Annotated in this window: 18 protein-coding genes; 9 read left to right on the forward strand and 9 right to left on the reverse strand. The window is 50.9% G+C overall.

The genetic code is table 11. The features are described 5' to 3' along the window. Window positions 1–48 precede the first annotated feature (48 nt). From B0F88_RS01570 to B0F88_RS01585, 4 genes are read right to left on the reverse strand one after another with little or no spacing between them, the layout of a single operon-like run. Complete coding sequence (locus B0F88_RS01570; RefSeq protein ID WP_258076522.1) at window positions 49–2,133, reverse strand: putative bifunctional diguanylate cyclase/phosphodiesterase; 2,085 nt, start codon at window positions 2,131–2,133, stop codon at window positions 49–51. Next, window positions 2,130–2,702, reverse strand: a complete 573-nt coding sequence (locus B0F88_RS01575; protein WP_104422171.1) for a chemotaxis protein CheB — start codon at window positions 2,700–2,702, stop codon at window positions 2,130–2,132. Before B0F88_RS01575 ends, B0F88_RS01570 begins: the two co-directional genes overlap by 4 nt. After that, the gene (locus B0F88_RS01580; RefSeq protein WP_104422172.1) at window positions 2,695–3,555 is read right to left on the reverse strand and encodes a CheR family methyltransferase; all 861 of its coding nucleotides are present in this window, start codon (window positions 3,553–3,555) and stop codon (window positions 2,695–2,697) included. The genes B0F88_RS01575 and B0F88_RS01580 overlap by 8 nt, the downstream gene beginning before the upstream one ends. After that, window positions 3,555–8,168, reverse strand: coding sequence for a response regulator (locus B0F88_RS01585; RefSeq protein ID WP_146083296.1), 4,614 nt, complete (start codon window positions 8,166–8,168; stop codon window positions 3,555–3,557). The genes B0F88_RS01580 and B0F88_RS01585 overlap by 1 nt, the downstream gene beginning before the upstream one ends. A gap of 349 nt (window positions 8,169–8,517) precedes the next feature. On the opposite strand from B0F88_RS01585, the gene B0F88_RS01590 reads away from it, so the two are divergent. Beyond that, on the forward strand, window positions 8,518–9,276 hold the full coding sequence (locus B0F88_RS01590; RefSeq protein WP_104422174.1) for a bestrophin-like domain: 759 nt from the start codon (window positions 8,518–8,520) through the stop codon (window positions 9,274–9,276). A 62-nt stretch (window positions 9,277–9,338) separates the two neighbouring features. On the opposite strand, the gene B0F88_RS01595 is transcribed toward B0F88_RS01590, so the two are convergent. Next, the gene (locus B0F88_RS01595; protein ID WP_258076523.1) at window positions 9,339–9,857 is read right to left on the reverse strand and encodes a GNAT family N-acetyltransferase; all 519 of its coding nucleotides are present in this window, start codon (window positions 9,855–9,857) and stop codon (window positions 9,339–9,341) included. After that, window positions 9,854–10,699, reverse strand: a complete 846-nt coding sequence (locus B0F88_RS01600; RefSeq protein WP_104422176.1) for an aldo/keto reductase family protein — start codon at window positions 10,697–10,699, stop codon at window positions 9,854–9,856. The genes B0F88_RS01595 and B0F88_RS01600 overlap by 4 nt, the downstream gene beginning before the upstream one ends. A gap of 369 nt (window positions 10,700–11,068) precedes the next feature. Here B0F88_RS01600 and lptM point away from each other — a divergent pair, with 369 nt between their 5' ends. The 8 genes from lptM to dinB all read left to right on the forward strand — a co-directional run bounded on the left by lptM (window position 11,069) and on the right by dinB (window position 17,728). Beyond that, complete coding sequence (lptM, locus tag B0F88_RS19270; RefSeq protein WP_181049811.1) at window positions 11,069–11,227, forward strand: LPS translocon maturation chaperone LptM; 159 nt, start codon at window positions 11,069–11,071, stop codon at window positions 11,225–11,227. Window position 11,228: 1 nt separating this feature from the next. Next, window positions 11,229–12,500: a diaminopimelate decarboxylase gene (lysA, locus tag B0F88_RS01605; protein WP_104422177.1), complete on the forward strand. Its 1,272-nt coding sequence runs from the start codon at window positions 11,229–11,231 to the stop codon at window positions 12,498–12,500. Between the two features lie 38 nt (window positions 12,501–12,538). After that, window positions 12,539–13,366 (forward strand): diaminopimelate epimerase, encoded by an 828-nt coding sequence (gene dapF, locus B0F88_RS01610; RefSeq protein ID WP_104422178.1) that lies wholly within the window; start codon window positions 12,539–12,541, stop codon window positions 13,364–13,366. Then, window positions 13,363–14,052: a DUF484 family protein gene (locus B0F88_RS01615; protein WP_104422179.1), complete on the forward strand. Its 690-nt coding sequence runs from the start codon at window positions 13,363–13,365 to the stop codon at window positions 14,050–14,052. The genes dapF and B0F88_RS01615 overlap by 4 nt, the downstream gene beginning before the upstream one ends. A gap of 1 nt (window position 14,053) precedes the next feature. Then, window positions 14,054–14,962, forward strand: a complete 909-nt coding sequence (gene xerC, locus B0F88_RS01620) for a tyrosine recombinase XerC (protein WP_104422180.1) — start codon at window positions 14,054–14,056, stop codon at window positions 14,960–14,962. Window positions 14,963–15,084: 122 nt separating this feature from the next. After that, window positions 15,085–16,110 carry a DUF2333 family protein gene (locus B0F88_RS01625; protein WP_104422181.1) on the forward strand — a complete coding sequence of 342 codons (1,026 nt, stop codon included), beginning with the start codon at window positions 15,085–15,087 and terminating at the stop codon, window positions 16,108–16,110. 4 nt (window positions 16,111–16,114) lie between these two features. Further along, window positions 16,115–16,429 carry a DUF4389 domain-containing protein gene (locus tag B0F88_RS01630; RefSeq protein ID WP_104422182.1) on the forward strand — a complete coding sequence of 105 codons (315 nt, stop codon included), beginning with the start codon at window positions 16,115–16,117 and terminating at the stop codon, window positions 16,427–16,429. A gap of 213 nt (window positions 16,430–16,642) precedes the next feature. Further along, window positions 16,643–17,728, forward strand: coding sequence for a DNA polymerase IV (gene dinB, locus B0F88_RS01635; protein WP_104422183.1), 1,086 nt, complete (start codon window positions 16,643–16,645; stop codon window positions 17,726–17,728). Here the strand turns inward: dinB and yjgA are convergent. From yjgA to B0F88_RS01650, 3 genes are all read right to left on the reverse strand, one after another. After that, window positions 17,715–18,323: a ribosome biogenesis factor YjgA gene (yjgA, locus tag B0F88_RS01640; protein WP_104422184.1), complete on the reverse strand. Its 609-nt coding sequence runs from the start codon at window positions 18,321–18,323 to the stop codon at window positions 17,715–17,717. The genes dinB and yjgA overlap by 14 nt on opposite strands. Window positions 18,324–18,531: 208 nt before the next feature. After that, the gene (locus B0F88_RS01645) at window positions 18,532–18,837 is read right to left on the reverse strand and encodes a ComEA family DNA-binding protein (RefSeq protein WP_104422185.1); all 306 of its coding nucleotides are present in this window, start codon (window positions 18,835–18,837) and stop codon (window positions 18,532–18,534) included. 124 nt (window positions 18,838–18,961) lie between these two features. Next, the gene (locus B0F88_RS01650) at window positions 18,962–20,281 is read right to left on the reverse strand and encodes a UDP-glucose dehydrogenase family protein (protein WP_104422186.1); all 1,320 of its coding nucleotides are present in this window, start codon (window positions 20,279–20,281) and stop codon (window positions 18,962–18,964) included. Between the last annotated feature and the right edge of the window lie 77 nt (window positions 20,282–20,358).

Genomic DNA, 20,358 nt, shown 5'->3' on the forward strand with positions numbered 1-20,358 from the left:
TGAAGATCCGCACGGGTTAAATCTGGCACAGAGAGTCTCCATCTTCCGTTACCCGTCCCGCTGTTGATCACGCAATAACCGGGCAAACTCATGCGCAGGCACCGGTTTGCTTTTGATATATCCCTGATAGTTATCACAGCCTTTTTCCAGCAAAAATGCCAGCTGCTCTGGCGTTTCCACGCCTTCGGCCAATATCTTAAAGCCCAGGATGTGCCCCATCGCGATAATGGTTGAGGCAATTGCCATGTCGTCTTGCTGGTAAGGGATGTCATCGATAAAACTTTTATCGATTTTTAGCGTGGTGATCGGAAAATGTTTGAGATAGGCCAGCGACGAATAGCCTGTGCCGAAGTCGTCAATTGCAATATGAACGCCTAGTTGACGCAGATTATCCAAAATAAATCGCGTTTTGTCTTGATTGTCCATCAAACCGCTTTCAGTGAGCTCCAATTCCAAACAGTGTGCGGGAAACCGGGTGTCGTTCAGCACATCGGCAACCAGACTGATGATATTGCTATGCCGGAATTGGTGCGGAGAGACATTGACCGCCAAAACCAAGGGGGGCAAACCGGCATCCAGCCATTGCCTGCCTTGGCGACATGCTTCACGCAGTATCCACGCCCCGATAATGTCAATAAGCCCTGTTTCTTCCGCGAAACCAATAAATTGCCCCGGCGAAGTAAATCCTTCTACGGGTTGCTGCCAGCGTATTAATGCTTCGGCTCCGATAATTTTGTCGGTGGCGATATCCACTTGCGGCTGGTAATACACCAATAATTCTTCACGTTCAATAACACCTCGCAAGCGCGATTCCAGTTCGATGCGACTACGCGCCGCAATCGTTAAGTCTTCGGAAAAATAAGCAAAGCAATTGCGCCCACTGTCTTTCGCTTTATACAAGGCCGCATCGGCATGATCCATCAGTAACTGCGGCGTCGTGCCATGCTGCCCATACACGCTGATACCGATGCTGACGCCAATGCGCACTTCCTTATGTTCAAGAACCAAATAAAAAGGTTTGCTTAACGCAGTGATGATGTTTTCGGCGACATGGGCCGCGTCATCGGCATGGGTGATGTTTTCCAATAGCACGGTAAATTCATCGCCGCCCAAACGGGCAATCATGTCGGCAGTACGCAAACAATCCAATAGGCGGCCGGCAACTTGCTGTAACAGTTCGTCCCCTGCCAAATGCCCCAAACTGTCATTAACCGGCTTGAAGTTATCTAAATCCAGCATCATGACCGTCATAAGCTTGTTATCGCGCACGCACATTTCAATGCCGTGCTGTAAACGCTCTAACAACAAGCGGCGATTGGGCAATCCCGTCAGTGAATCATAAAACGCCAGTTGGTGAATTTGCGCTTCAGCCGATTTGTATTCAGTGATGTCGGTCATTGTGCCTATGTAATGGGTGATGACCCCATTGTTTTTAACCGGCGTGATGCTCAACCATTCGGGATAAATCTCGCCGTTTTTGCGCCTATTCCAGATTTCACCTTGCCATGCGCCCAAATTATGAATGCTCTGCCACATGGCCCGATAAAAATCGGTGTCGTGACGGCCCGACTTGAGAATGCTGGGATTTTTACCGATGGCTTCTTCGGCACTGTAGCTGGTCATTTCAGAAAAGGCTTTATTGACCCGGACAATGATGTTGTCGGCATTGGAAATCACAATGCCTTGTTGCGATTCGAAGACTGAAGCAGCCAACGCGAGCGCGGCATTATTTTCCTGTAGCTGTTGATATTGCCAATAAAGGCGCAGAAACACATGGACTTTGGCTTTCAAAATATGGTCGTCCAGGGGTTTGGTAAGATAGTCCGTCGCCCCCGCACTATAACCGCGCATCTTATCTCTGTTTTCTTTATAGGCGGCGGTCAAAAAAATCACCGGCGTGTCGGCGGTGCGGGCATCGGCGCGTAGTTGTTCACAAACTTCATAGCCGTCCATTTCGGGCATTTGCACATCGAGTAAAACCAGTGCGTACTCGGTTTCAATTGCCATCGTCAACGCATCAAAACCGTTATCCGCTTCGTACAGCTCGGCATCTATGCCTTTCAAAATGGTGCGTATGGCAAGACGATTGTTTGGGTTATCGTCGACAATCAGAATTTTGGCTTTTCCTGTCATAATTTTTCGTCTACTGAAACCAACAGACTGATAATGTCCTCTATGCCGGCAATATAATCCACATCGACTTGCCGAATGACGGCATTAGGCATGGTGGAAAATTCCGCGTCGAGTGGATTCAACACCATACACAAACCGCCCAGTTGTTTGACGGCCACCATGCCATCTGCGCCGTCAGAGTTCGCGCCACTGAGTATGACGGCGATTAAACCGCTTTCAAACACTTCCGCGGCGCTTTTAAGTAACACGTCAATACTGGGACGCACGGATTTTACGGGTTCGTCTTCTGACAAGGAGAAACTAAACTGGCTGTCTTTCTCAACCAGCAGATGATAATCGGGCGGGGCGACATAAACATGCCCGGCGACAATAGGCTGTTTGTCTCTTGCCGTCGTCACCGGCAAGTCGGTTACCGCATCCAGCAGTTGCGCAAGATTACTTTCGTAACCTTGAGGCAGATGCGCCACGATAGCAACCGCCAAGGAATAGTCTTTAGGTAAGGCAGCCAATACCTGCTTTACAAGCGGCATACCGCCTGCCGATAAACCTATGACCAACATTTTATACATCAAGAGTACCAATAAGTTTACGGTATAGCTGTAATGAACAATCCAGCAGTTCCAGCTGCGGGTGTTTTTCCGCCAAATCTACAATATTTTCGCCGCGTCCCAGCAGTAAATAACCGCCGCGCTCCAAGCTGCGCGTCAGCAAGTTGACAACCTGTTCTTGTAAGCTATTGCCAAAATACAGCAAAACATTACGGCAAACCACTAACTGCATTTCTTTAAAAACATCGTCGACAACTAAATTATGTTGAATAAACTCTATCGGCTGTTTAAATTCATCGCGAATAATAATGTCATTTTTGTTTTCGATAAAAAAATCGGCAAATACTCCGCTGCCGCCGGCGCGCGCATAATTGTCGCTCCATGGTTGTTTGTACCGTGCCGGCCAACACCCCTTCTGCGCGTTATCGAGAAATAGCGGATTAATATCGGAGCTGAAAATACGGCTTCTTTTTAACAAGCCTGATTCATGCAGCAGAATGGCCAGGCTGTAGGCTTCCTGCCCGTAGCCGCAACCCGCTTGCCAGATGTTGATGCGCGGAAAACTGGCGAGTTGCGGCAAAATAGTGGTGCGCAAATAATACCAGACGCCAGGATCGCGAAAAAATTCCGAGGTCGGCACGGAAATACTGTTGATGACGGTTTGCGCCACCTTCTCGTCATGCAGCAGTATCGGTATCAGTTGAGATAACTGCCCGACATCAAACTCATGCGTCAATGCTAACAAACGACGTTTCAGTGACGCTCTGGCGTAGCCGGAGAAGTCATAACCGTAGCGTTCTTTAAGCGCACTCAACAACAGGTTTACTTCCACATCCTCGATGTGGTGGTTTTTCCATTTGATTAAAACAGTCATCACAGCGTGCTGATCAGTTCGATTAAGGCATTAACATCGACGGGTTTGGCTAAATAGGCATTCGCGCCCGCCTGCAGGCACAGCGCGTCGTCGCCTTGCATCGCTTTGGCGGTGATCGCGATGATCGGCAATTTGTCGTAATCTAAAGCGCGAACACGGCGTATCAGCTCATAACCATCGACTTGCGGCATCATGATGTCGGTCAACAAGACATCAAAAGTTGTTTGCGCCAACAGTTCCAACGCCTTTATGCTGTCAGGCGCGACCTCAACCGTAAAGCCTTTGCTTTTTAACACCTTGGTGAGAGCATAAAGATTGCGCGCGTCATCATCGACCAGCAGTAATTTTTTGCCTATGGCCTGTTCCGAACTTGCCGTAGCGGGTCCTTCAGCATAGCGTAAGGCATATAGCACTTCCTCACGCAAACGGTCGCTTAACGCATCCTTAGTCACTATACTCTCGGTCACGCCTTTCAATTCGAACACTTCGTTTTCGGTTAATTCGCGTGCCGAGTAGATAATGATAGGCGGCGGATTCAAATGATGTTGTGCTTGTTTTAGCCACTCAAAACCGGTCATGTCGGGTAGTTGCAGATCGAGAATGACCACATCGAAACGTTGTGATTGCAAGAGTTGCAACGCCGCACTGCCGGTTTCAGCGGCAACGATGTCTCTCCCGGTATCTTTCAGCAGCTTTTCGACAAATGTTCTATCGATCGGATTGTCTTCAATCAGTAAAATCTGCTGCACAGCGGCATCTTGCGTCGCTTGCGTCATCGTTTTCAGTGCATTGATGATGGTATCGCGGGTGACGGGTTTTTCCAAAAAGCCCAGAGCGCCCAAGCTTTTAGCCTCTCCGGTATCGACCGCACCCGACATAATAAACACGGGAATCCTGGCGGTAGCCTCGCCGGCTTTTAACAGCCGCAACAATTCCATGCCGCTCATGCCGGGTAAGCCCAGATCGAGAAAAATCCCGCTAAGCGGTGTTTCAGCAAGTGCCGATAACGCTTGCTCGGCCGATTCGACGGCTACCGGGGTAAAACCTAATGTGGCAATCATGCGCCCCAGAATAGCCAACAAGCGGGTATCATCCTCCACCAACAGAATATTGCCGCCCGCAGCCGGAGTGACTGCGGCAATTGCTGAAGATACCGGCGCGGGATTATGCGATTCGGCCTGAGATTCAGGCTGCAACAGTTTGCTCAGGCGTATAAAAAACCGGCTGCCCTGCCCTATCGCACTGGTAACGGTAAGTTCCCCGCCCAGCAAATTGGTCAAATTACGGCTGATCGCCAGCCCCAAGCCGGAGCCGCCATACTTGCGGCTGGTTGAGCCGTCTAATTGTTGAAATGCGCCAAAAATATGTTCCAGTTTATCGGGAGGAATGCCTATGCCGGTATCAACCACTTCGATCTGCAAATCGTCATCGATTTTGCTGACCAGAACCTTTACCGAGCCTGCGTCGGTGAACTTAATGGCATTGGTCAGCAGGTTCGACAGCACCTGCGTCAGCCGTTGCCTGTCGGTATAAATGGTTTCGGGCAGGTCAGCGGCGAGCTCTATCGCGAACGACAACTGTTTTATTTCCGCTTGCGGTAAAAAAACGCGCCGTATATAAGCCGCCATGTCATTCAAGGAAAAGGATTCTTTTACCAGCTCCAGTTTTCCCGCTTCGATTTTTGACAGGTCGAGAATATCGTTAATCAAGGTTAATAGTTGTGTGCCGCTTTCGCTGATAACCCCGGCCGATTCGACCTGATCGGCGGAAAGGTTGTGTTCGTCATTTTCCGCCAAACTCTTGGATAAGATCAAAATGCTGTTCAGCGGTGTCCGCAACTCGTGCGACATATTGGCTAAAAATTCCGATTTATATTGATTAGCTTGTTGCAGCTGGTCGGCTTTTGCATTGACTTCGGCGAGGACCTCTTTCAGTTGCTTGCTTTGCGTTTCCAGCAATTGATTTTTCTCCAAGGTTTCTTCTTGTTGAGCGCGTAACTCCTCTTGGCTGGATTTCAGTTCTTCATTCTGCGATCTCATTTCCTCCGATTGACTGCGCAACTCTTCGGTGATCGATTGCATTTCAGCGTTGCTTTGTAACAAAGACTGCTGCTGTTCGAACATGATTTGATCCGCTTTCTTTTTATCGGTGATGTCGCGGGCGGCGGCAAAAATCCCCGCCACCTTGCCTTGGCTATCGCGGTAAACGCTGGCGTTATACAGCACATCGGTAATTTTTCCCGTCGTGTGCCGAATGGCCAGCGGATAATCGGTGACAAAACCTTTGGAGAACACCTGTTTATAGCCGGCACGCGCTTCATCCGGGTCGGTGAAAGAATCGCAAAAATCACTCCCGATCAGTTGGTCGCGCCTTACGCCGGTGACTTTTTCGGTCGCCGCGTTCACATCCATGATTTTGCCGTCCACACCGATAGTCACTAAGGGATCGAGACTGGCTTCAATCAAACTACGCGCATAACTGGAGCTGGCCCGTAATTCGGTGACGTCGCGGGCGGCGGCAAAAATCCCCGCCACCTCGCCTTGGCTGTCGCGGTAAACACTGGCGTTATACAGTACATCGGTAATTTTGCCCGTCGTGTGCCGAATGGCCAGCGGATAATCGGTGACAAAGCCTTTGGAAAACACTTGTTGATAACCGGCGCGCGCTTCATCCGGCTCGGTGAAATAATCGCAAAAATCGCTACCGATCAGCTGGTCGCGCGCTACGCCGGTTACTCTTTCGGTCGCCGCATTCACATCCATGATTTTGCCGTCGATACCGATAGTGACCAGAGGATCGAGACTGGCTTCAATTAAACTGCGCGCATAACCCGAACTGGCGCGCAGCTCGGCGGCCTGTTTACTGGTCTCCGCCAACAGCAGGGAATTATGTTCGGCCGCTTGCAAATTGGCGAATTGCAAGCCCAAGGCCGCGGAGGCGGCTTTCAAAAATGCGTGTTGTTTAGCCTGCAATGAGCCCGTCGCGGCCAGTTCCAGCACCGCCAACACTTCATTTTTATGAACAATCGGATAAATGATCAGTTCATGCGGGGCAAATTCCGCCAAGCCGGTGCTGATAATCGTTAAACCGGCGGGCACCGGCGACAGCACCAAGGCCTGATTGCTTTTCGCGCACTGCCCCAATAAACCTACGCCCGGCTCAAATGAAGTCTCGGCTTGATTACTGCGCGCCAGGCCATGAGTGCTGATGCGTTGATAACGCCCATTGTCCAATAAATAAACCGCGCCGACGGGGACGTCCAACAAATCGCAGATTAAATGCAAAACCCGTTCCGCCGCCTTGTTGACTGATTTTTCCGCCGACACCGCACTGGTCAATAAGGTGACATTTTCACTGAGCCAGTGCTCCTGTTCCACTTGTTGAACAATGGTATAAAAGGTCTCTGCCGCTTTGGCAATCTCGCCGATTTCGTCGCTGCGATTTAATTCGGGTACCTTGACTTGTTCGCCCTTCGCCAAACGCGTCAGTGCATCAGTAATGCGGATCAAAGGCCGCGTTATAGTGCGCCCGCCCCATACCCCCAAACTCACCGCAAGTAGAATCAAACCCCCCGTGATAAACAATAACGTGCGCTGGATATGATAGTATTCGCGCAATACCTCAGCGTGTTCGATTTTAGTGATAATCCCCCATAGCGCCTTATCGCCCAGCGCGTTGGCAAAGGGGGTAAACGGTTTAACCCTCGCTATCACTTCAATACCGCGATAATCCGGCACGATCAGGGTCGCGGTTGTTCCTGCCAATACCGTATCTTCGGGCTTGGCTTTAATCTGTCTTTTCAATATGGTGCTTTCCTTGCTGAAACGGGAGTCGGTCAGCACCCAGCTGTCCTTGCCGACTACGATGACCTCGCCGGTTTCACCCAGGCCTGTTTTGTCCATCATCAACTCGCTCATCCCGGCGCTGGGCAATTGAATAGCCACCACGCCTAAAAACTGTTGTTTTTCCTTATCGAATATCGGCATAGCAACAAAACTGGCCGGCCGCATGTTGTTGGCCGCATATTGCGAATAATCGGCAAAACCGAGTTGCCCTGGAATAGCATCATGCAGCAACGGCGTGACCGCCCGCGCCAATCCCGAATCCCGCCAAGGGCCGGTGTGTAAATTGGTGGCGAAATCGGCTTCTTTTTTTAGACTGAACACCACATTACCCTGGGTATCAATCAAAAACATATCGTTCCAACCGTAGGCGTCATAACGACGGTTAAAGAATTCCACAACGGTGCGTTGCAGCTTATCGTAAGCTGCAAGTGAAGCCGGTTTTTGCCCGTCCTGACCGCGTCCTGCCGCCAGGTAATTTTGTTGTAACAGCACTTGAGCATTGTCGCCCACGTTGTGAAATTCCGCGCTCAATTGGCCTAACAAGCCGGCCGTAGTCGATTCGGCCGCCAAAATAGCCATTTGTGCCTGTAGCGTCTCTGCCCAACGGCTCAACGCGCTGTATCGGGCTTCCGATATCGCCGCCAATTTTTCCTTTGCCGCTGTTTCCACGACATCCCGCGTCAAATACGAGGTGACGAGCAAGGCAATGACCATCGTGAACGTGGTCTTGGATAACATTAACAACAATAGTCGGGCTTGGATCTTCACGCGCTTACCTAATTTTCAACGACGGTTCTAAAAATAAGATAACTATAGACGATGTATCGTTGCTTCGATATGAAAATGCGCAACATAAACCCGCTGGGAACGGCATGAATCAGAGAGCCGGGTTTTGTAACCCCGACCCTTACGTTTTGTTATATCTGTGCCTAATGGCTATACTTCACCATCGTAAAACCTTTCAAACGGGAGACGCTCTCCTAAGCGAGCGTAGCTCGTGGATGCAATAAACGAAGCGCATTGCTCCTAATCCGGTGGAACAAACTTATCCACATCCTTTTCTGCGCCGGGATGCTCGTTTGCCTGGTTGGGGCCTATTAATTCGGAGATGTAATAAATGATACTGTTCTTGCTTGAGTTGCCGATTGTGGTGATGGCGTTGTTGATAATCGGAACGACGGTTGCCTTGGCTTGGTTGATTGTTGAAATAGTCCACCGAACTCATTTGGCGAAACTAAAACCGTCCTTTCGCAACATGCTGCCGCCGTTGGGCGGCGCCATGATGGCCGGCTATGTGATTTTTTCCGCCCTGGTCGCCAACACCATCTGGCGTGAAAAGGAATTCGCCGAGCAAGCCGTGCATCAGGAAGTACGCTCGCTCAGCTTTGCGGCCAAAATGGTTGACGCACAACGTTATCCCGAGTTCGGCTTGGCGATTGCAGCCTACGCCAAGACAGTAACACAGCAAGAATGGCAATCTATGTCGGATGGTATCGAAAATACCGGCGCCCAGCAGATCCTCGATAACTTGCACCGGACTGTACTGACCGGCTTGCCCGGCCTGCCGGAGGAAATACGCAGGTCTCTGACAGCCACCTTGAAAGATGTCGAAATAGCACGGCAAAACCGGCTGATGGCCGCGACCGATATTATTCCCGGCGAAGTATGGGTGACCGTGGTAATGACCGCGCTGGTGGTGCTGACCTTTTCGGCATTCGCCCACCAACATGATCTGGTTGCAGCCCGCATTATGGCCAGCCTGTTCGGAGTGATGATCGGATCAATGATGTTTTCGATCATCGCCGTCGATCGCCCTTTTATCGGCAAGGTTGCGATTTCTAAGGCGGCGATGATCAAACTATGGGAAAACCGCTGAGACAAGGCTGCCCAATGAACCCAATGGCCGGCATTCGTAAAGGGTGCGCGGTGGCCCTACCGCTACAGAATCTTTTCCAATATCTCCAAGCGTAAATCTGTAACTTTAGGCGTCCATAGCCCGGGATTCACCGGAAACGCTTTGCTTACCCCGGTGCGCCGGTAACCGCGCCGCTGGTAAAATGCGATCAGTTCGTTCCTGCATGCGATCACGGTCATAACCGCTTTATTGACGGCCCAGGTTTCCTGCGCGGCCAGCTCCGCGGCTGCCAACAACTGCTTGCCGATGTCCCGTTCCTGCAATGCGGGGCTTACTGCCAGCATGCCGAGGCAAACCTGCTCCGCCTGTTTCTGCAAATGCACCGAGCCGATCAGTTCCGCTTCAGCCTTGCACAGCAGAAACATCGAGTCTTCACTCGAGATCAAGCGCAGGATCTCTTCAGTATCGGTTCTTAGTCCGGCCAGTAAATCGTCTTCCGTGGTCCAGCCTTGTCTGCTGGACTCGCCGCGATAAGCCGAGTTAACCAGAGCGGCAATCGGCCCGGCATCGTGTTTTTCCGCCCTGAACATCGAGTAAATCAAAGCAATGTCTCCACCGCATCGCATTCACCTTCGGCCAATTCAAAGTCAAATAGCGCCAAGTCTTCGCGCATGTGGATTTCCGATGTGGTCCCGGTTAACGGAATAATGCCGATCTGGCTCAAATAGCGGAAAAATATCTGGGCGGCGCTACGCCGGTATTTCACCGCCAGAGCTTTCAGCGTAGGATGAGACAGGACACCGGGATTGGCGGTCAGCGTCCAGAAACTTTGGTAAATGACCCCGTGTTCCCGGCAAAAATTGCGGATAGCCCGGTCGTACCCGGTCTCCGCATAAAAACGGTTCTGGATAACGGCCGGTTTGATCTCGGCATCCCGATACAACCGCTCAAACTGCCCAAAATCGTAGCAATTGCTGATTCCCAACTGTTTGACACCGCCGCTGTGAACGATCTGCTCCATCGCCCGCCATGCTTCCATTGTCTGCGGTGGATTTGCCAGCGGCGAGTGCAGCACCAGGCAATCCAGATAAGTGGTTTGCAGGTTTTTCAGCGAAGCTTGGAATGATTGCGCCACTTGCCCGCCGAGACCGGCGTTCGGATCATAAGGCACGCTCATCGGATCCTGGCCGCTAAGCGGCGTGAATTTGCTTTGCAGATAAAGCTCGCTGCGGTCTATTCCTCGGTGCAGGCAGGCGGCCACGCCGTCCCCGACACCCGCCTCGTTGTAATGCTTGGGTTGGCAGGCGGTATCGATACCGCGAAAACCCAAGCCGATAGCCTGTTCCACCAACGCTGCCGTTGCGTCTTTCTTCCAGGCCGTACCGTAAATAATCCGGGGCATCTGTACGCCGCAAGCGGACGTTAAAAAATCTTTAGGGTTCATAAGCGCTCCAAGGAAAATGTTGGACTTCGATTATCCTCGCACATTAAAGTGCTCCGGGCTACTGCCCGTCTCGTCTTTGACCGCCCGACCCCGCCAACCCGCGACAGGCTAAAACATTGGCTGGCAAAAGTTACGGCAATTCCGCACTGGCAAACCTAATCTGCATAGGAAATAGTCCCGATAATTTTAAGCGGCGGGAATCGCTGCCCCATTCAGTTTAAGGCTATACCACCCGTCTGATTAGGGAAACCCGTAACTGTCAGCATTTCTGATGCCTTTTCTTGCAATTCGGCTTATTATATCGGCCATTCTTGCCATGGGGCTCCAGTGCGCCTCATGCTTACCAAAAATGATTTATGATAATGCGCTATGAAACCTTATAAATTATTACTGCTTGTGCTGCTAAACTCGTTTGTTGCAGGCTGCGGACAGCCCGGCCCGCTTTATTTGCCGGGACAAGCAGCGCCGATTCATGTAGAACCGGAACCAGCGCCCGAACCGGAAACCAAGCCCGAAAAAAAGAAATAACATGGATCATTTTAATTACCGAAACGGCGAGCTTTTCGCCGAAGACATCGCCGTTCAGGACATTGTCTATAAATACGGCAGCCCTTGCTACATCTATTCAAGAGCTACGCTGGAGCGGCACTGGAAGGCTTTCGATCAGGCTTTTGGCGAGCACGCGCATTTAATCTGTTACGCCGTCAAGGCTAATTCCAATATTGCGATACTCAACCTGCTGGCCCGTTTAGGCTCAGGTTTCGACATCGTCTCTCTGGGCGAATTGGAACGGGTGCTTAAGGCCGGCGGTGATCCTAAAAAAATCGTGTTTTCCGGCGTCGGCAAACGCGAGGATGAAATTCTGGCGGCGTTAAAGATCGGCATCCGCTGTTTTAATATCGAAGTCAGCGGCGAACTGGACCGGATTAACCTTCTGGCCGGACAACTGGGCGTTATCGCGCCGGTGTCTTTTCGGGTAAACCCCGATGTCGACGCCAAAACCCATCCTTATATTTCCACCGGTTTAAAGGAAAACAAGTTCGGCATAGACATTCAACAGGCTTTGACTGAATATCGCCGCGCAGCGGCCATGCCGTATATCAACGTGATCGGCATAGACTGCCATATCGGTTCGCAACTGACCGAAACCCGGCCGTTCCTGGACGCGCTGGATAAAATTCTCGATCTGGTCGCGACACTAAAAGCCGAAGGCATTAACCTGCATCACCTGGATCTGGGCGGGGGCTTGGGCATTTGCTATAAAGATGAACAGCCGCCTGAACCTGCCGAATATATTCAGGCGGTTTTGGCGCGGCTTGGCAAAACCTGTCCTGAATCTGCCGAATGGACAGGCTTTGAAATCTTACTGGAGCCTGGCCGCGCTATCGTCGGCAATGCCGGTATCCTGGTGACCCAGGTTGAATATCTTAAACCGACTGCCCATAAAAATTTCGCGATCGTCGATGCGGCCATGAATGACCTGGTGCGCCCCTCTTTATACAGCGCCTGGCAGAACATCATCCCGGTAAACCTGCAAAGTAACGCCGAGGAAACAACCTGGGATATTGTCGGCCCGGTCTGCGAAACCGGCGACTTTTTGGGTAAAGACCGCCCGCTAAAAATCGCTCCGGGCGATTTGCTGGCGATACGCTCATCCGGCGCCTATGGCTTTACCATGAGTTCAAATTATAATTCCAGGCCACGTCTGACTGAGCTGATGGTTGATGGAAGCAGCCTGCACTTGATCAGGGAAAGGGAAACCATTGCGCAGCTTTGGGCAGGCGAACATTTGTTACCGTAGCGCTTTAAAACTCACTTACCTAAATAAACACCGACTAAATGATCAACTTCACTAAAATGCACGGCCTCGGCAATGATTTCGTGGTCATTGACGCGATCAATCAGCAGGTAGCTTTAACGCCTGAGACAATCCAGCTGCTGTCCGACCGGCACTTCGGCATAGGCTTTGATCAGCTGTTACTGGTCGAAAAACCGGTCAACGCCAACGCCGATTTCAAATACCGTATTTTTAACGCGGACGGTGGCGAAGTCGCCCAATGCGGCAACGGCGCGCGCTGTTTTGCCCGTTTTGTCCGCGATAAAAAGCTGTCGGCCAAAGATGAAATCCGCGTCGATACCAATTCAGGCCAATTACTGCTGCGTTTTGACGACGATAACTTGGTCACTGTCGATATGGGCGTACCCCGGCACGCCCCCGCCCAAATTCCGCTGCTGGCGGAAGAAGAATCCCGCTTCTATACCGTACTGGTTAACGGCACTGAAAAAGCCTTCGGCGCCGTTTCGATGGGCAATCCGCACGCCGTCATTCAAGTCACGGACATTAAAACCGCGCCGGTAGCCGAATTGGGCAAAGCCCTGGAAAGCCATGCGTTTTTCCCGGAACGGGTCAATGTCGGCTTCATGCAGGTCGTCGATCGCCAGCACATTAAGCTGCGCGTATTTGAGCGCGGCGCCGCGGAAACTCTCGCTTGCGGCAGCGGCGCTTGCGCCGCCGTGGTCATCGGCATTGAACACAATCTGCTGGATCATACCGTCAGCGTCGAGCTACCCGGCGGTACGCTGACCGTCAGCTGGCCGGGCCGTGATCAACCGGTCTTAATGACGGGACCTGCCATTTCTGTTTTTGAAGGACAAATACCCTTATGAGCGAACAACCCGCTGAACTCACGTCAGCCCAAGTTGAAGACTATCTGCGCAAACATCCCGAGTTTTTCCACGAACATTTGAATTTGCTGGAGCACATGAGTATTCCTCATCCTACCGGCAGCGCCGTCTCGCTGATCTCAAAGCAGTTGGAGCTGTTCAGAAGTCGGCATCATGACATGGAAAACCAGCTCACCGCGCTGATAGAAATCGCCAGGGATAACGATACGTCCCTTAACCGCATGCACAAGCTCACCCTGGCGCTGTTGGACGCGACAACGCTGGAAGAGGCCGTCGCCAATCTCGATACCGTGCTGTCGGAATATTTCTTGATCGACTTTGTTGCGGTGCGCATCATCAAACACAATCCAGACACCGCTCTTAGCAATCTCTTTATTGAACCGGACAGCAAGGACCTGGAACCGTTCGCCAACGAACTGGCCGGCAACCAGCCCAAATGCGGCCGCCCGACGATGGCTCAGGCCAGAGTATTGTTCGGCGAATCGGCGTTCGAAGTGAAATCCTGCGCGATCATTCCGATGGCGTTTACCGAATTGGAAGGCATTTTAGCCATCGGCAGCCGCGAAGAAGGCCGCTTCCATTACAGCATGGGCAACCTGTTCTTGAATCAAATGAGCGAAATCATCGGCACCCGGCTGATCACTTTATTGCAGGAGCGGAATCCTTAACATGCATCCCGATGCCGAGCTTATGCTGGCTGACTTTTTGAAGCAACTCACCGTCGAAGTTCGCGCGTCGGAACACACCGTAAAAAGTTACCGGCGGGATATTCAACACCTGTCCCGCTATTGCAAAGATAAAGCCATCAGCCAGTGGGCCGACCTGAAACTCACGGACATTCGCGCCCACATAGCAGGAAGACACCGCAAAGGCCTGAGCAGCAAAAGCCTGCAACGCGAGCTGTCCGCTATTCGCAGTTTTTATAATTACCTGTTAAAACAAGGCCAGGCCAGCGTCAATCCCGCCCAGCATATTCAAGCGCCCAAACAAGCCAGAAAGCTGCCAAAAACGCTGGATGTCGATCAATTATCCGGTTTGCTGGATGCCGGAACCAGCTCGCTGCTCGAAATCCGCGACTTGGCCATGTTCGAATTATTCTATTCGTCCGGCCTGCGGCTGAGTGAGCTGTCGGCACTAGACTTGACCGACCTGGACTTGCCGGACAGTACGCTGACTGTGCGCCTAGGCAAAGGCGGCAAATCGAGAATATTGCCGGTAGGCGGCAAAGCCGTTACCGCTATCGAAAACTGGCTACAGCAACGCGCCGTAAAAATTCCTGCCGCCGAGCCTGCGTTATTTGTTTCAGCGCACGGAATTCGGCTCGGCCAACGCAATATTGAATTAAGACTGAAACGGTGGTGTATAAAAAAAGGCATTGCCGAACATATACATCCGCACATGCTGAGACATTCTTTCGCCAGCCATTTACTTGAATCCAGCCAGGACTTAAGAGCCGTTCAGGAACTGCTCGGACACAGCAATATCAGCACGACCCAGATATACACCCACCTGGACTTTCAACATCTGGCTGAAATCTATGATAAAGCGCACCCGAGAGCCAAAAAAAAACCGTTATAGCGGCTTGCGCCATAAGCACATAAGCAAAAAACCTGCTACCATGTAGCCAATTTTTCATATAAAAATGCAATAAGGGCGAAATATTTTTTGACCCTCGGAAACCTCTTTACGGGACATCGAAAATGGCGGCAAACGATACACTGAACGACATAAAATCTAAAGGAATACTCTGGGGCTTTGGCGTTTTCATCCTCATCGTACTCATCATCCTGTTCTTTCTGGGCGCCTGGTGGGGCAGGGAACCCGATCAGTTTAATGTGATGGATGAAGCCGTAAAGCGCGCCGAAGAAACCCACTCCACCGAAAGCATCCCTGTCGGTTATGTCTATACCAACACCCTGGCCCATATCGCCGAGGTTCTGCTGCATAAAAGCGGCGGTTATATTACCAACGACGTCGCCCCTCCCGGCGTGTTTCTGGACAACATTTCCAACTGGGAATACGGCGCATTGGTCATGCTGCGCGACGCCACCTCGGCATTAAGAAACCACTTTGCCAGAGATCAGTCCCAATCGGCCGAAGATCCTGATCTGGCGATTGCGGAACCTTATTTTTACTACGAAAACGACTCTTGGGCTTTGCCGTCAACCGAAGCCGAATATGAAAAAGGCGTCGAGGCTCTGCATAAATATATGGAGCGCCTGCAAAAATACGGCGGCCCCATCAAAAGAGCGCAATTTTATTCCCGGGCCGACAATTTGTGGCAATACACCGAGGTTGTGATCAAGCGCCTGGGCGGACTTTCCACCCGCTTGACCGCGAACAGCGCCGGCGGCAACTACGGCCCCGGACTCACCGAACTTGAGAAAGAAGCAGCCGATGAAAAAGGCACCTCCGTAGCTAAAGTAGGCTGGTTGGAGATTGACGACGTTTTCTATGAAGCGCGCGGTGCAAGCTGGGCGTTATTGCATATCCTCAGGGCGGTCAAACATGATTTTGAGGATATTTTGCTGGACAAACGGGCCATGCGTACCGTTGACATCATGATTAAGGCGCTGGAAAACGCCCTGACCCCTATTTTAAGCCCGATGATTTTAAACGGTAGCGGTTACGGTCTTTTCGCCAACTACTCCCTGTCCATGGCAAATTATATCGCTCGCTGCAATGCGGCGGCGCTTGATTTGCGCGACATTATGAACCGAGGTTAAGACGATGGACGAACAGATCAACTACAACCTGACGCAACTTGGCACCTGGAAAAGAATCTTCTTCATGCTGGTTTTTGCGGCTATCGGCGGACTGGTCAGGATGCTGCTTTGGGCCGTTATCCTATTGCAGGTGGCGTCAACGCTGCTTACCGGAAAAGCCAACATCAACATCCTTAATTTCGGGCGCAGCCTGTCGATTTACACGTACCATATCTTGCTGTTCCTGACGTTCAATACCGAAGTCATGCCCTTTCCTTTCTCCGACTGGAACATGACCGCGGAACTGAACTTGCCGGAATCGAAAGACTCCGCAAAATAATCCAGTGGCTAGAAAAATACGACTGCATGGATGCAGGAGCTAGGGCAACGCAGGAGCAGTTGCCGAGAACACGGATGACACGGATTAGACTGATCAACACTGATAGCCCGTAAAATGCATAGTGAACTTGGCTTTTTTGAAAATCCGTTTAAATCCGCCTAATCAGTGTCATTCGTGTCCATTGGATTAGCGCTTGTTGACTAACTACACTCGATGAACTCTACCCGCAAAATCATTCATATCGATATGGATGCATTTTTTGCGGCCGTAGAGCAGCGCGATTTCCCGCAATACCGCAACAAGCCGATCATCGTCGGCGGCACCCCCCACTCCCGCGGCGTCGTCGCTACCTGTAGCTACGAAGCACGGAAATACGGCGTCCATTCCGCGATGCCCTCGGCTCATGCCTATCGTTTATGCCCGCAGGCCATTTTTGTAAAACCCCGCTTCGACGCTTATCAGGAAGCTTCGCTGGCCATTCGCAAGATCTTTGCCGACTACACCGATCTGTTTGAACCCCTGTCCCTGGACGAAGCTTACCTGGATGTCAGCAACGCCAGCTTGCATCAAGGCTCCGCGACCTTAATCGCCAAAGCCATCAAGGCGGCGATTAAGCGGGAAACCCAGCTGATCGCTTCGGCCGGCGTTTCTTATAACAAATTCCTCGCCAAGATCGCCTCGGACATCAATAAACCGGACGGGCTTTATTTGATCACGCCGGAACAGGGCGAAACCTTTGTCGAACAACTACCGGTTGAAAAGTTTCACGGCATCGGCAAGGCGACCTCGATAAAAATGCACTCGCTGGGCATCAAGACCGGCAAGGACCTGAAGGAATTGCCGCTGGAAATGTTGCAGCATTATTTCGGCAAGGCCGGTTTGCATTATTACAGCATATCAAGAGGCATAGACAACCGACCGGTCAATAACTACCGGATCAGGAAATCGGTGGGCGTGGAAATTACTTTTCAGCAGGATATTAAAGCTAGACAGGATGTCATCGCGCAGTTGCAAGACTTGATGGAAAAGGCATTGAGTAAAGTTACCGAGAAGCAGCTGGTCGCCCATACCCTGACCGTAAAAATCAAATATCATGATTTTGTCCAAATCACCCGCAGCCGGACGCTGCCGCAGACTATTACTGCGGCAGCGGCGATACCCGCCATTCTTGAAGACTTATTGAAAAATACCGATATAGGCAGGCGTAATGTCCGCTTGCTGGGGATTACGCTGTCTTCACTGGAAAGCAAATCCGGGCAGGCTCATTTCCGGCAAATGGATTTGTTTAGCGATTATTAGGCATGGACGACTCATCGAACTCTTCCTCATCATCTTCATCCTCAAACCCAGGCTCGTCATCCGGTTCGCCTTCGACCTGAAACAATTCCTTCAACCGGCGATATAACAGGCGGGACGATTTAGGCGGCTTACCGGCTTCGGCTTCTTTTTGGGCATTGCGCAATAACTGCCTTAATAACTGACGGTCGGCATGCGGCTGTTCGTCCAGCAACTCGGTCAAGGCGTCATTGCCTTCGGCGATCAACCGGTCCCGCCAACGCTCGACAATATGATGCTCCCTGACCGCGTGGGCGCTTTTATTTTTGATACGCGCCAGTTTCTCTAAAATAGGTTCCGCATCTATTTTATGAAGCTGGCCTGCAATAAACTTCAGCAGCCGTTTTCTGGCGCCTTTATGCGGCATGCCGGACACTTCGACAACGGCTTTATTGATGACCTCGGGAAGCTCGAGCGTTTTTAATTGCCCCGGCGATAACTCGGACATTTCTTCGCTGACCGCAAAAAGCGCCGCCATATCTTTCTTTATTTGCGTCTTATTAGGCCGGATTGCGTAATATTCAATCTCTTCATCATCGTATTCGTATTCTTCATTCATTTCATATCAAACCATTGCGATTAAAATAACACCCAGCACCGGCGCCGCTGCTCAATGCGATTAGTTCATTTTACAGCATTTTTAATCCGCCTGTTTTTTGCTCGGCAACCACTTCTCGTCCAGCGGCTGCACGCCAGTCAATAAGCTCCACGCAATAAAAAACCGGCAGCTCCTGATTAGAAACTGCCGGTTGTTGCCTGGTAATAATTTACTTGGCTTTTTCGTCTACTTTTTTATCTGTCTTTTGCTCCGCAGCAGCGGCATCGCTTAACAAAATATCGTTCCTGATCTTTTCGACGGTTTTCGCGCCGATTCCATCAACGTTGACTAAATCATCCGCGGTTTTGAATGCGCCTTTTGCTTCCCGGTACTTAACAATAGCTTCGGCTTTTTTCAGGCCTATGCCCGACAAAGCTTCCCCTATGGTTTTTGCATCAGCGGTATTGATGTTTACAGGCGAGGCAATGGCATTAAATGAGAAAAAGGCGGCGCATAACACTATTAATCTTTTCATCTTTATTTTCCTATTATAAAAAATTATATGATTTATGATTTGTGAATAGTCTTATATAGCCAACCAAGATAATTATTAACCATTCGCCGCTTAGTTTAGACGCTTGCCGCGCAAATACAACTTTTTATCTTCCGATCGCGTAATAAGCCAGCCCGCTACGTTTGACCATCTCCGGCTCATACATATTGCGACCGTCAAAAATCACTTTGTCCTTCAGCTGTTGACTCAGCATATCGAAATCAGGGCTGCGGAATTGCTTCCATTCCGTAACAATCACCAAAACATCGGCTTGTTTTAGAGTCTCCTTGGGCGACTCGCAGAACTTAAGCCCCGGCTTGTCCCCATAAAGCCGCCGCGCTTCTCCCAACGCTTCAGGATCAAAGGCCTGAACCGTCGCACCGGCTTCAATCAAAGCTTCCAGCACAACCCGGCTAGGCGCGTCGCGCATGTCATCGGTATTGGGTTTAAACGCCAATCCCCACAGGGCGAATACCTTGCCGCTTAAATGACCTTGATAATACTCGCTGATCTTTTCGAACAAACGGTGTTTTTGCCGATTATTGACACGCTCTACCGCATTAAGCAGTTCCGCATCATAACCGTATTCCTTTGCCGTTCTTTCCAGCGCTTTTACATCTTTGGGAAAACAGGAGCCGCCATAACCGCAACCGGGATAAATAAAACTGTAGCCGATACGGCTGTCGGAACCTATGCCGTGTCTGACATGCTCGATATCCGCGCCCAAACGCTCGGCCAGATTCGCCAGCTCGTTCATAAAGCTGATTTTCGTCGCCAGCATCGCATTCGCGGCATACTTGGTTAATTCGGCAGAACGGACATCCATCGTGATGACCCGCTCGACACTACGGTTAAACGGTGCATACAGCGCTTTCAGCAATTCCGCCGTTCTGGGGTTGTCGGTGCCGATAACAATCCGGTCCGGCTTCATAAAATCATCCAGCGCCGCGCCCTCTTTCAGGAATTCGGGGTTTGAAACCACATCAAACTCCAGCTCTTTGCCGCGGCTTGCCAATATCTCCCGCATGACCGCTTTAACTTTATCCGCCGTACCCACCGGTACTGTCGATTTATCGACTACAACCCGGTACTCGTCCATATTCTCGGCAATACTCCTGGCAACCGCCAACACGTACTGCAAGTCTGCCGAACCGTCATCGTCCGGCGGCGTACCGACGGCTATAAATTGGAACACGCCATGATCCACCGCCTCCTTAATATCGGTGGTAAATCTCAACCGGCCTTCCGATTGATTTTCTTTGACCATGGCTTCAAGTCCCGGCTCATATATTGGAATGATATTCTGTTGCAGCTTGGCGATTTTCGCCTCATCAATATCGACACAGATAACATCATTACCAACTTCCGCAAAGCAGGTACCCGTCACCAACCCCACATAACCACTTCCGAATATTGTAATTTTCATTTTGTTTCAACTGTAATTATTTAGTAAAAATATGGCGCCGTTGCCGTAACCATAAGCGTCATAAATTTATTTTATTG

Origin of the sequence: Methylobacter tundripaludum (assembly GCF_002934365.1) — a bacterium.
Classification (GTDB): domain Bacteria; phylum Pseudomonadota; class Gammaproteobacteria; order Methylococcales; family Methylomonadaceae; genus Methylobacter_A; species Methylobacter_A tundripaludum_A.

What these genes read in the sequence shown, in the direction of transcription:
- B0F88_RS01570 (WP_258076522.1), bottom strand. Translation starts at nt 2,133, where the DNA reads ATGACAGGAAAAGCCAAAATTCTGATTGTCGACGATAACCCAAACAAT.
- B0F88_RS01575 (WP_104422171.1), bottom strand. Translation starts at nt 2,702, where the DNA reads ATGTATAAAATGTTGGTCATAGGTTTATCGGCAGGCGGTATGCCGCTT.
- B0F88_RS01580 (WP_104422172.1), bottom strand. Translation starts at nt 3,555, where the DNA reads ATGACTGTTTTAATCAAATGGAAAAACCACCACATCGAGGATGTGGAA.
- B0F88_RS01590 (WP_104422174.1), top strand. Translation starts at nt 8,518, where the DNA reads ATGATACTGTTCTTGCTTGAGTTGCCGATTGTGGTGATGGCGTTGTTG.
- B0F88_RS01600 (WP_104422176.1), bottom strand. Translation starts at nt 10,699, where the DNA reads ATGAACCCTAAAGATTTTTTAACGTCCGCTTGCGGCGTACAGATGCCC.
- lptM (WP_181049811.1), top strand. Translation starts at nt 11,069, where the DNA reads ATGAAACCTTATAAATTATTACTGCTTGTGCTGCTAAACTCGTTTGTT.
- lysA (WP_104422177.1), top strand. Translation starts at nt 11,229, where the DNA reads ATGGATCATTTTAATTACCGAAACGGCGAGCTTTTCGCCGAAGACATC.
- dapF (WP_104422178.1), top strand. Translation starts at nt 12,539, where the DNA reads ATGATCAACTTCACTAAAATGCACGGCCTCGGCAATGATTTCGTGGTC.
- B0F88_RS01615 (WP_104422179.1), top strand. Translation starts at nt 13,363, where the DNA reads ATGAGCGAACAACCCGCTGAACTCACGTCAGCCCAAGTTGAAGACTAT.
- xerC (WP_104422180.1), top strand. Translation starts at nt 14,054, where the DNA reads ATGCATCCCGATGCCGAGCTTATGCTGGCTGACTTTTTGAAGCAACTC.
- B0F88_RS01625 (WP_104422181.1), top strand. Translation starts at nt 15,085, where the DNA reads ATGGCGGCAAACGATACACTGAACGACATAAAATCTAAAGGAATACTC.
- B0F88_RS01630 (WP_104422182.1), top strand. Translation starts at nt 16,115, where the DNA reads ATGGACGAACAGATCAACTACAACCTGACGCAACTTGGCACCTGGAAA.
- dinB (WP_104422183.1), top strand. Translation starts at nt 16,643, where the DNA reads ATGAACTCTACCCGCAAAATCATTCATATCGATATGGATGCATTTTTT.
- yjgA (WP_104422184.1), bottom strand. Translation starts at nt 18,323, where the DNA reads ATGAATGAAGAATACGAATACGATGATGAAGAGATTGAATATTACGCA.
- B0F88_RS01645 (WP_104422185.1), bottom strand. Translation starts at nt 18,837, where the DNA reads ATGAAAAGATTAATAGTGTTATGCGCCGCCTTTTTCTCATTTAATGCC.
- B0F88_RS01650 (WP_104422186.1), bottom strand. Translation starts at nt 20,281, where the DNA reads ATGAAAATTACAATATTCGGAAGTGGTTATGTGGGGTTGGTGACGGGT.